The sequence below is a fragment of the Chryseobacterium sp. II3a genome (assembly GCF_057815135.1).
This window is the reverse complement of sequence record NZ_JBYPZJ010000018.1, coordinates 1-12,831: the sequence shown is the minus strand read 5'-3', so window position 1 is coordinate 12,831 and position 12,831 is coordinate 1. Positions and strand designations below refer to the sequence as shown.

13 protein-coding genes are annotated in these 12,831 nt (G+C 34.7%); 8 read left to right on the top strand and 5 right to left on the bottom strand.

From position 1 onward, the window contains the following. Positions 1 to 133: 133 nt before the first annotated feature. Positions 134 to 481: a winged helix-turn-helix transcriptional regulator gene (locus AC3HD6_RS23490; protein ID WP_488898525.1), complete on the bottom strand. Its 348-nt coding sequence runs from the start codon at positions 479 to 481 to the stop codon at positions 134 to 136. A 95-nt stretch (positions 482 to 576) separates the two neighbouring features. Between AC3HD6_RS23490 and AC3HD6_RS23485 the strand changes: the two genes are divergently transcribed. Both AC3HD6_RS23485 and AC3HD6_RS23480 read left to right on the top strand, forming a co-directional pair. Next, positions 577 to 1,215 carry a peroxiredoxin-like family protein gene (locus AC3HD6_RS23485; RefSeq protein WP_488898524.1) on the top strand — a complete coding sequence of 213 codons (639 nt, stop codon included), beginning with the start codon at positions 577 to 579 and terminating at the stop codon, positions 1,213 to 1,215. Further along, positions 1,212 to 2,012 carry a DNA alkylation repair protein gene (locus AC3HD6_RS23480; protein WP_488898523.1) on the top strand — a complete coding sequence of 267 codons (801 nt, stop codon included), beginning with the start codon at positions 1,212 to 1,214 and terminating at the stop codon, positions 2,010 to 2,012. The genes AC3HD6_RS23485 and AC3HD6_RS23480 overlap by 4 nt, the downstream gene beginning before the upstream one ends. Before the next feature lie 1,102 nt (positions 2,013 to 3,114). Here the strand turns inward: AC3HD6_RS23480 and AC3HD6_RS23475 are convergent. The 3 genes from AC3HD6_RS23475 to AC3HD6_RS23465 all read right to left on the bottom strand — a co-directional run bounded on the left by AC3HD6_RS23475 (position 3,115) and on the right by AC3HD6_RS23465 (position 5,815). Further along, complete coding sequence (locus AC3HD6_RS23475; RefSeq protein WP_488898522.1) at positions 3,115 to 3,876, bottom strand: TIGR03915 family putative DNA repair protein; 762 nt, start codon at positions 3,874 to 3,876, stop codon at positions 3,115 to 3,117. A gap of 249 nt (positions 3,877 to 4,125) precedes the next feature. Next, the gene (locus AC3HD6_RS23470) at positions 4,126 to 4,554 is read right to left on the bottom strand and encodes a hypothetical protein (RefSeq protein ID WP_488898521.1); all 429 of its coding nucleotides are present in this window, start codon (positions 4,552 to 4,554) and stop codon (positions 4,126 to 4,128) included. A gap of 1 nt (position 4,555) precedes the next feature. Next, positions 4,556 to 5,815 (bottom strand): putative DNA modification/repair radical SAM protein, encoded by a 1,260-nt coding sequence (locus tag AC3HD6_RS23465; protein ID WP_488898520.1) that lies wholly within the window; start codon positions 5,813 to 5,815, stop codon positions 4,556 to 4,558. A 156-nt stretch (positions 5,816 to 5,971) separates the two neighbouring features. Here AC3HD6_RS23465 and AC3HD6_RS23460 point away from each other — a divergent pair, with 156 nt between their 5' ends. The 6 genes from AC3HD6_RS23460 to AC3HD6_RS23435 all read left to right on the top strand — a co-directional run bounded on the left by AC3HD6_RS23460 (position 5,972) and on the right by AC3HD6_RS23435 (position 12,090). Beyond that, a complete protein-coding gene (locus tag AC3HD6_RS23460; RefSeq protein WP_488898519.1) occupies positions 5,972 to 7,300 on the top strand; it encodes a hydroxymethylglutaryl-CoA reductase, degradative in 1,329 nt (442 codons plus the stop codon). A gap of 166 nt (positions 7,301 to 7,466) precedes the next feature. Further along, the gene (locus tag AC3HD6_RS23455; RefSeq protein ID WP_488898518.1) at positions 7,467 to 8,537 is read left to right on the top strand and encodes a hypothetical protein; all 1,071 of its coding nucleotides are present in this window, start codon (positions 7,467 to 7,469) and stop codon (positions 8,535 to 8,537) included. Between the two features lies 1 nt (position 8,538). After that, the gene (locus AC3HD6_RS23450) at positions 8,539 to 8,925 is read left to right on the top strand and encodes a DUF423 domain-containing protein (protein WP_068944628.1); all 387 of its coding nucleotides are present in this window, start codon (positions 8,539 to 8,541) and stop codon (positions 8,923 to 8,925) included. A 2-nt stretch (positions 8,926 to 8,927) separates the two neighbouring features. Continuing rightward, positions 8,928 to 10,205, top strand: a complete 1,278-nt coding sequence (locus AC3HD6_RS23445) for a chloride channel protein (protein ID WP_488898517.1) — start codon at positions 8,928 to 8,930, stop codon at positions 10,203 to 10,205. Positions 10,206 to 10,334: 129 nt separating this feature from the next. Further along, on the top strand, positions 10,335 to 11,525 hold the full coding sequence (sucC, locus tag AC3HD6_RS23440) for an ADP-forming succinate--CoA ligase subunit beta (RefSeq protein WP_045500844.1): 1,191 nt from the start codon (positions 10,335 to 10,337) through the stop codon (positions 11,523 to 11,525). A 124-nt stretch (positions 11,526 to 11,649) separates the two neighbouring features. Beyond that, positions 11,650 to 12,090 carry a hypothetical protein gene (locus AC3HD6_RS23435; RefSeq protein WP_488898516.1) on the top strand — a complete coding sequence of 147 codons (441 nt, stop codon included), beginning with the start codon at positions 11,650 to 11,652 and terminating at the stop codon, positions 12,088 to 12,090. Between the two features lie 92 nt (positions 12,091 to 12,182). Here the strand turns inward: AC3HD6_RS23435 and AC3HD6_RS23430 are convergent. Further along, positions 12,183 to 12,831, bottom strand: a 649-nt coding sequence (locus AC3HD6_RS23430) for a transposase (protein ID WP_488898515.1), incomplete at its 5' end; no start/stop codon positions are given.

The following is a 12,831-nucleotide window of genomic DNA, read 5'->3' as shown; positions in this document are numbered from 1 at the left end:
AAATCCTTGCGCCTTAATAATACATTATATTTTGAACAATATAGTGCCTTAGCGTTTTCCACAACAAAATTTATAGTAAGAAGAATATCAAAATCTGCCTAATTGGCTAAATCTGTGAGACCAATAATCAATTTTAAACTTCTGTATTCTCCATCTCAGGAATCAACAGTTTCCCCCAATCATTCAGCAGCCACAAAATTGCAACCAACTTTTCCCCAAGCTCAGTTAATGTATATTCAACTCTGGGAGGAAGTTCATTAAAAGATTGTTTTGTAAGAATACCATCCTCAACCATTTCTGTGAGCTGTTGATTAAGCACTCTCCGGTCTACTTTTGCAATTCCCCGTAAAAATTCACTGGGACGTTTCTTTCCTTCATTGATCTGCCAAACGATCGGAATTTTCCATTTTCCGCTGATTGTATTGACAGCAACTTCTAATGGGCAAATTTTATTTTCTTCAGCTCTTCCCTTTATTTCCATAAAATTGACTTTTTTATCCCTATGGGTGAAAAATATGCGTTATTGCTTATGTGTAAAGCCTTTTCGACCTTTGTAAAAATAATAAAATTTTAAAAATGAATACACTGGCTAAACAAATTGAACATTTGAATCAGGAATTATCTTCACAGCTTCCCCAGGAAATATTGGAAGCTTTTGGAAAGTCTATTGAAGATTTGAAGACTGTAAGAATTGAAGAAAAAAGTATTCAGATAGGAAATCAAATGCCAGAGTTTTCATTACCCAATGCTTTGGGAAAAATTATCAATTCTGAAGACATTCTAAGAGATGGGAAAATGATTTTAGCTTTTTACAGAGGAAGCTGGTGCCCTTACTGTAATCTGGAATTAAAATTTTTACAAGACCATCTTTTAAGAATAAAAAATAAAGGAGCTACTTTAGTTGCTATTTCTCCACAAAGTCCAGATCATTCTCTGAGCATGGCAGAAAAAAATAATATTGCATTTGAAGTGTTGACAGATGCTGATAATAATTTGGCTAAAAAATTAGGGATCACTTTTCAGTTACAGGACTTTGTAATTCCTTACTATAAAACTCTTGGAATTAATCTTTTTGATTTCAATAAAAACAATGATAATGTTTTACCGGTTCCGGCTGTTTTTGTTGTGGATGAAAATAGAATGGTGACTTATAAATTTTTAGATGTAAATTACATGAATCGAGTAGATGTGGAAGAAATAATACAAGCATTATGACAGAAAAAAGAAAAGGTGCCCGTTCTATAAAAGATATTCCTGCGGATATTTTAATCCAATTGAATGCAGGAGAAATTGAAACGGCTAATCTTACAGAATGGCTGGCTGTTGATCAAAGGTTGTTGCTGGAAAGTCTGTTAAAACAGAACAAGCGATTAGAATATCTGCAACCCATTCTGAATAGAGTAGACCAATTGAAAAAACAAACAGTTAATACAATCAATGAAGTAATTGGTTTAGGAATTCTTGATCTTACGCTTAAAAATAAGGATGAAGAATTTCTTTTAAAGTTATCCACACATCCTGCGGACTTGGTTCGTTGCTGGGCTGCCTATACCATTGGTCGGAATAATGCTTTTAGCACAGAAGAAAAATTAAAAAAGATCCAATATTTTGCTGCAGACACTCATTTTGGGGTAAGAGAAATATGCTGGATGACGGTGCGTCTGGACATTTCAAAAAATCTTAAAGAAAGTATATTGATTTTATCAGAATGGACAAAGCATGAAAATGAAAATATCAGGCGTTTTGCCAGCGAATCCACAAGGCCAAGAGGAGTGTGGTGTGAGCATATTGATGCATTAAAACAAAATCCAGGATTGGGACTAGAAATTTTAGAACCATTAAAATCAGATCCATCAAGATATGTACAGGATAGTGTAGGCAATTGGCTGAATGATGCCAGCAAATCTCAACCAGAATTTGTAGTAGAAATTTGTGATGAATGGCTAAGAGAAAGTAATACCAAAGAAACACAATATATTGTCAAAAAAGCCCTGCGTACCATTCGTAAATAAAAGTTATCCACAATAGGCTAGTGTAAAATGGTTTTTAAATGTATATTGCTTTTAATTAGATAGTTGTGTTTGTTTTGTTCTCGAAAATAATTCTCGAATACAAATGAATACAATCGATTTATAAAAGTTATCCACAATGCAAAACCTGAATAAACAATCTTCTCAGATCTTTTTAGGAGAAAACACCAGCTCAAAAGTAATCATCTATGAAAATCTGTGTATCTGTGGTTAAAAAAGTTATCCACAATATGAGATTGTAGAATAAAAAGCATTATATCTATCACAAATTTAGTTGGTTATGGAATGCGCTTGTGGAAAAGGTTTTTCAAGAATAAGTATAATTAATAAGATGAAAAAGTTATCCACAATATCAGGATCTGAATTAAAATCTTTTTCAATTTTTCTTGAGTAGAATATCAACTCAAAAAAAGAATCATTTGCGTAAATCTGTGTAATTCGTGCTTAAAAAAGTTATCCACAATATGAGATTTTATAATAAATAATGGTATATCTATCACAAATATAGTAGATTATAGAATGCCTCTGTTAAAAGGTTTTTTAAGGATAAATCTAATTTCTGATGTATAAAAGTTATCCACAATGTCAGAATATAAATTAAAAATTCTCTCAAATTTTTCTGTCTTAAAATCTCTACTTAAAAAGTAATCATCTGTGTAAATCCGTGTAATCCGTGGTTAAAAAAGTTATCCACAATATGAGATTTTATAATAAATAATGGTATATCTGTCACAAATATAGTTGGTTATATAATACCTCTGTTAAAAGGTTTTTTAATAATAAGTCTGATTTCTGATGTATAAAAGTTATCCACAATATCAGAATATAAATTAAAAATTCTCTCAAATTTTTCTGTCTTAAAATCTCTACTTAAAAAGTAATCATCTGTGTAAATCCATGTAATCCGTGGTTAAAAAAGTTATCCACAATATGAGATTGTAGAATAACTAATGGTATATCTATCACAAATATAGTGGGTTATAAAACACCTCTGTTGAAAAGGTTTTTTAATAATAAGGCTGATTTCTGATGTGAAAAAGTTATCCACAATATGGAAATGTGAATTTGAAAATTCTTTTTAAAATCACCACTTCTCAGTCAAATACTTCCAATATCTTTTAGGAACATGTTGTACATGCAGTTTCATATTTTTTCTTTCAACAATATTGGTTTTGGTAAAATACCGCTGCCAAAGCGTTTGATAATTCTTTTCCTCATCATGAAATTTCTCCTGATAATTCTTCATATCCAGTTTTTCATCTGGATAAAAGAAATCTGAAGTTTCCAGATCATAAAGAATCCCATAGTTCCTTCGCAAATCGTAGATCATCCATTTCTGATCCTGATAGCGGTCGGTGAAATGTTTTTTGATTAAGGGGAGAACATTGAAATCAGGATCTATTTTTGAGAAGAAAATATCGTCTTGCATTTTCTCGAAACGAACAAAAGCAGTCATTCGATGCCTCTCTCTATCCACAGATTTACAAATTTTGGAGATTTTCATGATGTCAGCATCTGCATAATTTTCCAGAATATTTTTTTCAGGAAATTTTATAGATTGTCTTACTGCTGATAATATGACCTTTTCCAATTCAGGATCTTCAGATAAAAAAACTTTTAAAAGTTTATGAATACCTTGTTTTCCAAGGTTTTGCTCCAATTTTTTTAATACTCTTTCTGATTTGTCTGTTTGGGTAACAACCTCATGAATCTCAGCAAAAATACTTTCCTGGTAAAACCTTTCCTTACTCACAATTTCCACATCTTTATAACGATATTCAAATACTTCGAATATCGCAGTGAAAAAACCGTCAAAACTGGTATCGTAGAGTAGGGTGGTCATCATTTAATTTTAAAATTATATAATTGATCATTGCCATTATGAAGAAGAGTTTCGAGGATGGCAGGTGCTTCTATTTTAGGTAATCATATACAATTTTATACTAATGCAGTTATTTTATTATTATGGACCTGTCATTCTGAATGTAACAAAGTGAAATGAAGAATCTAAGTCAGAGTATGAGATTCTTCCTTCGTCAGAAATCAAAGATTCGACGTAGTCAATGACAGTGGTGTAAAATTGTATATAGCCACCCTATTTTTTATAACAGATTAATCTCAGCTCATTTTCATCAGTTTCGAGATGAAATTTTCCGATAGTTTGTATCACTGCTGAAATTTTTTCCAGATTCTGCTCTGTATTTCTATCAATTAATTTAGGAAAAGAAAGGTATTCAATTTCTTTATATTGGAGCCAGCCACCAAAAGAATTAATCCCTTCAAAAGCAGTATTCCAGTAATCAAATTCAAAGCTGCTGTTTTCATCCAGGTATAGCTCTCCAATGATGTCGTCTTGAATTCTTTTGAATTGAATTTTCTTTATTCCATCCATATTATCAACAAGGTGGTCAATCAGTTTGATCCATTTAGCATTAGACATAAAGTGTTGAGAGAATTTTGAGACTTCCTTCTCAATACTTTTCATCAGATGATCGTTGGGGGGTGTAGATTTTTTATTTTCCATATTAAAATAAACTCAGCTGCTGTGAAAATTGATTATGAAATTTAGAAGAACTTCCACCAATCAATAGTTGTCTGAAGTTTTTATTCGTTAAATATTTCAGATAGGCATTGCCGGCATTGAAGTCAATAAAATATTTCGCTCTGTTCACGGCTGCTCCCAGTTGCTTCAAATGATCCAGTGTTAACATCTGAAAACGTCTTGCACTGATGATCTTCTGAGCAGATTTAACTCCAATTCCGGGAATTCTTAAAATCATCCGGTAATCGGCAGTCTGAATATTCACAGGAAACTGATCCAGATGTCTTAAGGCCCAGCTTAGTTTTGGATCCATTTCTAAATCAAGGAAAGGAATATTGGGATCTAAAATCTCTTCAGCTTTAAAGCCATAAAACCGCATCAGCCAATCAGACTGATACAATCTGTTTTCCCGAAGCATTGGAACCTCTGTCGTTAAAGAAGGAAGTCTGTTGTCCTCCAAAACCGGAACATATCCGGAATAATAGACTCTTTTCAGATTGAAATTTCTATAAAAATGATCTGCGACCTTAATAATTTGCAGGTCATTTTCGTTCGTAGCTCCTACGATCATTTGAGTGGATTGCCCTGCAGGAGCAAACTTGGGAACTTTCTTTAAAATCTTTTTCTCGTCCTGATATTGGATAATCCCTTTTTGAATATATCTCATAGGGCTAATCATGTCATGTCTGTTTTTTTCAGGAGCCAATAATTTTAAACCGCTTTCTGTCGGAATTTCCAGGTTTACTGAGAGTCTGTCCGCATAGAGTGCTGCTTCCTGCATCAGTTCATCACTAGCTCCTGGAATGGATTTTAAATGAATATATCCGTTGAAATTCTCTTCCAGACGCAGTTTTTTGGCAACCCGAACAAGTCTTTCCATGGTTGTATCTGCATTTTTGAAAATTCCGGAGCTTAGAAATAATCCTTCAATATAATTCCTACGGTAAAAATTAATCGTTAAGTCTACAACTTCCTCTACTGTAAAGGCAGCCCTTTTTATATCATTGGAACTTCTGGATACACAATAAGCACAATCATAAATACAATGATTGGTCAATAAAATTTTGAGTAAAGAGACACATCTGCCATCTTCGGTATAGGTATGGCAAATTCCGCTTACAGAACTGTCCCCCAAAGCCCCTTTTTTATTCTTTCTCGTTCCTCCGCTGGATGAGCATGAAACATCATACTTTGCAGCATCAGCAAGGATTTCAAGTTTTTCTTTAAGGCGGTCAAAATTCATATGCTAAATGATTTGATATTATTTGTATCAATTGATATTGTAAAATATGTTCAAATTTAATTCCAAAATTGATAAATGTCAACCTTTTTTCATAGAAGTTATCCACAAAAAAGAGTCTCAAAATCATTATATTTACGCCTCATTAAAGTTTATATTATGAATCATAAACCGATCGAAGGGTTTTCCAAGCTTCCAAAGCAAGGGAAAATCGACTGGCTTGTAAACGAATATCTTGAAGGTAATCAGGAATATCAAAATATATTAAAACAATACTGGAATGAAGATCCGGATCTTCAGAAACTTCACGAAGAATTTTCTGAAAATACGATTACCAATTTCTATATGCCGTACGGAATTGCTCCGAATTTTTTAATTGACGGAAAACTATTGGCATTACCAATGGCTGTTGAAGAAAGTTCAGTAGTAGCAGCAGCTTCCAAGGCTGCAAAATTCTGGATTGATAAAGGAGGTTTTAAAACAACCATCATCAATACAGAAAAATTGGGGCATACCCATTTTATATTTAATGTAGAACCCCATAAATTATTACACTTCTTTAATTTCAGTTTAAAGAAAAAATTACTTGAAGCTACAGAAGATATCACTGCCAACATGAGAAGACGTGGGGGTGGTATTCTGAATATCAGCCTAGTGGATAAAACTTCAGAAATGCCAAATTATTACCAATTGAAGGCGAGCTTTGATACGGTAGACTCAATGGGAGCTAATTTTATTAATTCATGTCTTGAGCAGTTTGGAAAAACATTGAGACAGGAAGTAGCAACCAGCGAAGACTTCACTCAGGATGAAAAGAACTCATTACAGATTGTGATGAATATCCTTTCCAATTTTACGCCTGATTGTATCGTAAGAGCTGAGGTTTCCTGTAAAATGGAAGACTTAAAAGATGACAGCGGAATTTCTCCTGAAGAATTTGCTGCTAAATTTAAGCAAGCCGTTACCATTGCAGAAATTGAACCTTACCGCGCAACCACTCACAATAAAGGAGTGATGAATGGAGTAGATGCTGTTGTAATTGCTACCGGAAACGACTTCAGAGCAACAGAAGCGTGTGCTCATGCCTATGCAGCAAGAGACGGACAATACAGATCTTTGACCCACTGTACAACAGATAATGGTGTTTTCAGATTCTGGATAGATCTTCCGATTTCCGTAGGAGTAGTAGGAGGGTTAACGAACCTTCATCCACTGGTAAAATTCTCATTAGCATTATTAGGAAAACCATCTGCTCTAGAGCTGATGAGTATTTTAGCTGTTTCTGGGCTAGCCCAAAACTTTGGAGCATTGCGTTCTTTAGTAACAACAGGTATTCAGAAAGGTCATATGAAAATGCACTTACTGAACATTCTGAACCAACTGGGAGCTACAGAAGAAGAAAAGCAACATTTTGTGACTTACTTCAAAGATAAGACGGTGAGTCATCATGAAGTTATCAATGAGTTTAACAGAATGAGAGGAAACTAATGTTACAGATAATTCTCCCCATCCTATTTCTAGCCTTTGGATTCTTTTTAAAGAAAACAACATCACCTGGTTTCAGAACTTCCAAGAAATTCGCTAATGTGTTTATTATATTGGGAATTTCTACATTGGTAGCCAAGTTTATTTTAATGTATTTAAAATCGAAATAGTGAAAAAGAGTATCCTGTTTTTTCTGATGGTTTCCGGTTTAAGTTTTTCACAACAGAAAAATTTAAAAATAACTGATTTGCAGCCAAAAACAAAAGATTTTGTTTTTCCTGTGATTTCTTATGCCGGTAATTCCAGAGTAGAAAACAAGATCAATCTTTTTCTCCAGGTAAGTGAGCTGGAATATATTCCCGGATCAGAAGGAAATCCCTCTAAAAAGGTGAATGAAGGAGCTACTTCCTACGCAAACTATGTGTATTTCTATGATTGGAAAAAGCTAGAAACTCCAAAAAATATTCTAAGTATCAGTATTGATGGTGAAGCTTCTGGAGCCTATCCAGAAGAATTTTCAGATTGGAAAAATTTTGACATCAGGACCGGAAATTACATCAATGCTGAAGATTTATTTCAGAAAGGTACTATAAAGACTGTCAATGGTTTGATTCAGAAGAAAATCAAAAAAAGAATCAATGACTTTCTCGTGAAGCTGAAATCCGAGAAAAATGCTTCAGAAGATGTTCAGGAGCAAATTGGTTTATATGAAGGGTGTTTCACAGATTATACATTGAATGGCATCAGATATTTCTTTGGAAAGGATAGGTTGGCTTTTGTAGTAGGCAGATGCTCTAATCACGCCATGCGGGCATTGGATGATTTGGGAAGTCATAAGATCGAATTTACTTATAAAGAGCTGGAAAAATATTGGAGTCCTTATGCCCAAAATCTGATTTCCGGTTCTGAAAAAATAGAGAAAACAAGTCCTGGAAATAAATTATACAAAGGAAAAATTGATGGAAAATATCCGGTGACGGTTTTGTTCAACGATATTAATGAGGATGATTCTTTTTCAGCGACTTATTGGTATGATAAGAATAAGACTCCTATCAATTGGAGAGGAGAATTTGTTCATGACCATTTTTCTATCACAGAAGATGGTTACCATAGTGAAGAATTGAAACAATGGATCCCGAGAGCCTTGGTGGAAGCTGATTTAAAAGGAAATAAAATCATCGGAACTTGGCAGGACAATAAAACAAAAAAATATTTAACCCTAGAATTAGAAGAGTTATAAAATGAAAACAATTACTTTAGTTTTTGGAGCGGTTTACGGAATGGTATCTGTAATCCTTGGTGCATTCGGAGCCCATGCTCTAAAGAAAATATTATCAGTGGAAAGACTTGAAAGTTTTGAAACAGGAGTAAGATATCAGATGTATGCAGCCTTTTTTCTGCTGATCATCGGATATATTTTAAAATTTGAAACTTCTGCTGAAAGATGGACCTCTATTTTGATGATTGCGGGTACACTTTTATTCTCAGTGAGCATTTATTTCCTGAGCATGCAGGATTACCTGGGAATGAATCTTAAATTCTTAGGACCTATTACTCCGCTTGGAGGGCTGATGATGATCTTAAGCTGGGGAATGCTGATTCTTTATTTTGCTAAAAACAAAATATAAGGATGAAAATCAACAGAAGAAGACGGATTATAAGAACGTTTAACCTTTTGGATCAGCCGATGAGGTTCAATCCGTTCGTCTTCAGCCGTACTTTTTTCATGTGGGCCTTTACAGGTCTGGTAGGCGGTATTATTGCCGGAGGATATTGGGTCGTCCTGGAACATTTTACCGAATTTTTAGCCCATTTCCAAGGCTGGCAGGTGATACCTACAATGGCTGTTTGCGGGCTTTTGGCGGGATTGGTGATCCACTTCATTGGTGATCCGGGAGAAATTCATCTGATTGTAAATAACATCAGGTTCAATAAAGGAAAACTGGAACCTAAAAACAACCCATCCATGATTCTTTCTTCACTTTTCTGTGTAGCATCTGGAGGAAGTTTAGGGCCGGAAGCTCCTTTGGTACAGGTTACCGGATCTACGGGAACCTGGCTGGGGAAAATTTTCAGGTTAAAAGGCGAAGAATTGCGTTCATTGAGTATTGCAGGGATGGCTTCAGGATTTACTGCGCTGTTTGGAGCTCCGCTTGGAGGAAGTCTTTTCTCTCTGGAAATTCTGCATCACAAGCATGCCGTTGAATACTATAAAGCCATTATTCCGGCTTTGGTAGCAAGTTGTTTCAGTTATCTGATGTTTGCTTTGATTATCCATCTGGGAATTGGAGCTACCTGGGATCTGAAAGCTTATCATTACACCGGAGTCTATGATTTTTTATATGCTACCTTATTTGGAATTGTAGGAACTCTTTTTGGCTGGATTTTCATCTTTGTGGTGAAATTTTTCAAAAAGATTTTTGAGTACAGAAAATTTCCAATCTACATCAAAACATTCGTTGGTGGGCTTCTTTTAGGTGTTATCGCTTACAATTTTCCGATCACAAGATATTTTGGACACAACGAGATCAATCAGTTAATCGGAGGAAACTTCGGATTGAATTTCCTGATTCTGGTACTGGTCTTTAAAATATTAGCCATTGCTATCACGGTTACTTCGGGCTGGAGAGGAGGTTTTATCATTCCGCTGTTCTTTGTAGGAACTACTTTAGGACTGATTATCCACAATTTATTTCCTGCTGTAGATACAACCTTAGCTATTGTAAGCTGCATGGCTGCGATCAATGCCTGTGTAACAAGAACTCCAATGAGTACCACCATTATTCTGGGAACACTAACGGGGTTTACTTATTTTGTTCCGATTTTGTTTGCAAGCCTTACAGGATATTTCCTGGCTCCTAGGATTCCATTTATCGGATCACAGTCTGAAAAATTAGCGGAAGAATAAGGAAAATTTATAAACATGTCAAAAATCAAGGAACTAATCTTTAATTTTTGAATGAAGAATCTTGAACTTCCATGTCTTTTTAGTAAATTTGTCAACCTTTAAATATTAAAATAAAATAATAAAAATAATATGAATCTTCACGAGTATCAATCAAAAGAGATTTTATCAAAGTATGGAGTAGCTATCCAACGTGGTTTCGTTGCAAACAACGTAGATGAAGCTGTAGCAGCTGCTGAAAAATTGACTGCTGAAACTGGAGCTCAGGCTTGGGTTGTAAAAGCACAGATTCACGCAGGTGGTCGTGGTAAAGGTGGGGGTGTTAAGTTTTCTCCAAACATGGATAAGCTTAAAGAAAACGCTCAGAATATCATCGGAATGCAGTTGGTAACTCCACAAACTTCTGCTGAAGGTAAAAAAGTACACTCTGTTTTGATTGCAGAAGATGTTTATTATCCTGGAGAATCTGAAACTAAAGAATTTTATGTTTCTATTCTTTTAGATAGAGCTGAAGGAAAAAATACGATCGTATATTCTACTGAAGGTGGGATGGATATTGAGCACGTTGCAGAAGTAACTCCTCACTTAATCCACAACGAACTTATTGATCCAGCTATCGGTCTTCAAGGATTCCAGGCTAGAAAAATTGCTTTCAACCTAGGTCTTGAAGGAAATGCATTCAAAGAATTTGTGAAATTTATTTCTTCTCTTTACAATGCTTATACAGGTATTGATGCTTCTCTTTTCGAAATCAACCCAGTGTTGAAAACTTCTGATAACAAAATTATCGCTGTAGATGCTAAAGTAACTTTAGATGACAACTCATTATTCCGTCACAAAGATTTAGCTGAACTTAGAGATACAAGAGAAGAAGATCCAATGGATGTAGAAGCTGGTGAAGCTGGCCTTAACTTCGTAAAATTGGATGGTAACGTTGCTTGTATGGTAAACGGTGCCGGTCTTGCAATGGCAACTATGGATATCATCAAATTATCAGGTGGTAACCCGGCTAACTTCCTTGACGTAGGAGGTACTGCTGATGCTCAGAGAGTACAGACTGCTTTCGGAATTATCTTAAGAGATCCAAACGTAAAAGCAATCTTAATCAACATCTTTGGAGGTATCGTAAGATGTGACAGAGTAGCTCAAGGAGTTGTAGATGCTTATAAAGCTATGGGTAGCCTTCCGGTTCCATTGATCGTAAGATTACAAGGAACTAACGCTGTAGAAGCTAAAAAACTAATTGACGAGTCTGGTCTTCCGGTTCACTCTGCAATTACTTTAGAAGAAGCTGCAAACAAAGTAAAAGAAGTTTTAGCTTAATCTAAAATTTTCATATAAAATAAGAAACCGTTCCAGTTTTGGAACGGTTTTTTAATGCGTATACGAAAACCTATTCATGAAAAACTTATACATCCCGGAACCATGTTCTGAAAACTAGGCATCTGTGTCTCCACAGGAAAAAGGCAGATTTTGTGCTGTCTGCAACAAATGCGTAATTGATTTTACCCAAAAGCAACCTGAAGAAATTCTGCAAATTCTCACTGAAAAAGAAAATGAAAAAGTTTGTGGAACATTTTATAATCATCAGTTAAATATTGAAGAAGAAAAATCACAAAAAGTAAAAAATCAATTCTTCAGATTGATCCCTGATATTTTTCAAAACAGTAGAGTAACGCTTGCTGTACTTTCTTTAGTCCTCTTTCTGACCGGATGCTCAAAAGATAGACCTCTGAGAACAGGTGAGGTGGCTGTAGAACTAAATGAAGACAGTCTGAGTAATGATGGTGTTACCATAGGAGAAGCTATTATTGTTGACAATGATTCTGTTGCTAAAGTTCCTCAAAAGGACAGTGCTATCGTTTCTAAAAAGCATAATAAAAAATAGCTTACCGGATATTATAAGTACACAAAGTCTTTTTTAAAATACATTCTATGTGAAACCTATGTGGTTCGAAATTTTTTAAACCACATAGATTTCTATGTTAATAAGCAAGTATTATAAGTTTTTTTTATTGATAAAAATTCTTCTTTTGGAAAAAATGGCTGTTTTCGTTTGATTACGGCCATTATTCGATGTACTAATTTGTTTCTTATAGCATTAAGAACACTCATTTTATTTTTACCCTCTTCTACTTTTCTCAGAAAATAGGTTTTTAATTCCTTGTCTGCTCGTATACTTGCCATGGCAGATAAATGAAGCAGCTTTTTGAGTTTTTGATTCGCCATTTTCGATACACGTTCTTTTTTTACGATGGTTCCTGATTGATTTTTGAACGGAACAACTCCCGCATAACAAGCAAGGTGTTTAGCATTATCAAACGATTTGAAGTTATTGGTAATGATGATCAAATTAAGAGCACATTGAGTTCCGATTCCAGGAATGGAAGTCAAAAGTTCTTTGTTTTTCTTAATCTCATCTTGGATTTCCATGAGCTCTGAAAGCTGATTTTCTATTGATTTTATAGATGTGGTAAGAGTTTTTAGCGTTTTTGAAAAGGTTTGGGTCAATAGCTTAAACACATACACATCGTGACTTTTGGCTTCCCTTAATTGATTTTCCAAAGCCGTTTTTTGCAATAGTAAAGTATCACGGGATTTAGCCAGCACGTTCATTCGTTGTATAACT